This window comes from Microcoleus sp. C2D2 (assembly GCF_036702495.1).
GTDB lineage: Bacteria > Cyanobacteriota > Cyanobacteriia > Cyanobacteriales > Microcoleaceae > Microcoleus.
In genome coordinates, this window is sequence record NZ_JAUBTO010000407.1 from 1 (window position 1) to 1,195 (window position 1,195).

At 36.8% G+C, this 1,195-nt stretch carries 1 pseudogene; it reads left to right on the forward strand.

Features of this window, described 5'->3' with window-relative positions:
* Positions 1-983 (forward strand): annotated as a pseudogene (locus tag QUB61_RS39550) (hypothetical protein); the annotation flags it as partial.
* Positions 984-1,195 lie beyond the last annotated feature (212 nt).

The following is a 1,195-nucleotide window of genomic DNA, read 5'->3' on the forward strand; positions in this document are numbered from 1 at the left end:
GTAGCCCTTGGCAACACTTAGACCAAACAAGTGCGCGTGTTAAAGGAGTAAATCACACTACAAATATAATTTGCAACCCCTTATATACAGTTTATTCTACAACTTTAAGAAAAGACCGATTAAGCGTACTTGGAGTATTACAGAACAACCCAGAACTTGAGTTTATTCTATCTCCACTTACTTACAAGCTATTAGAGATGTTGAATGTACCCCAGAAGTGGAGCCATCAAATTAAAGAATTGCCTCAAGAAATTCCGTTGAAGGGTGATGAGTTTAACTCCTTGCTGAATCAGAATCTGGGTTCTGTGGGTTCTCAACATCGTACCAGAATTTTTGAGGCAGCAGCGATTGCTTTTTATCATCAGCAATCCCAGATTCCTTTCGTAAAAACTCTGGTCACTGATGATGCACCCCAGTTTAAATTACTCACAGATGATTTATCTTTATGTTGGGTGCATGAAGCAAGACATTATAAAAAGTTAAGTCCATTTGTTACTTGTCATCAAAAAAGTTTAGACAAGTTTATTGATGATTTTTGGGATTACTACCGAGAATTATTAGCTTACAAAAACTCTCCATCTGGGTTAGAGAAGCTCAGGCTTAAATCAAAATTTTGGGAAATTTTCGGCATTCAAACTGGTTATGAACAATTAGATGAACGCAAAAAATTAACTTTGAGTAAAATATCTGAGTTGCTTTTAGTTTTGGAGCATCCGGAATTACCTTTACATAATAACCCGGCCGAATTAGCTGCTCGAACAATCGTGCAGCGACGAAATATTAGTTATGCAACCCAAACTTGTGAAGGAACTAAGGCGATGGATATTTTCATGTCTCTGGTCGCGACTACCCACAAATTAGGAATTAGCTTTTTTGAATATATGAACGACCGTATTTCTCACCTGGGAAATATTCCATCTTTGGGGATGATTATTCGTCAACAATCTTCGGTTTATTCTTTGGGTGTGTCCTGGTCTGATTGAAGAAATTCAAAAAAATATAAAGGCTCTGAATTATTGGCCCTTGATTCCTTTAGTAAGTGTCGTATAAACCCACGGTTAATTGTGACTTTAGTGGCTCAAAAAAATTATGACATCCTTGATTTTATGATTAATAATACGTCATATTCTACCATGCTGTGCCTAGATTGTGAACCTTCTTTTTTTGCTGTTACCCCGATTTATTGAGCGGATAC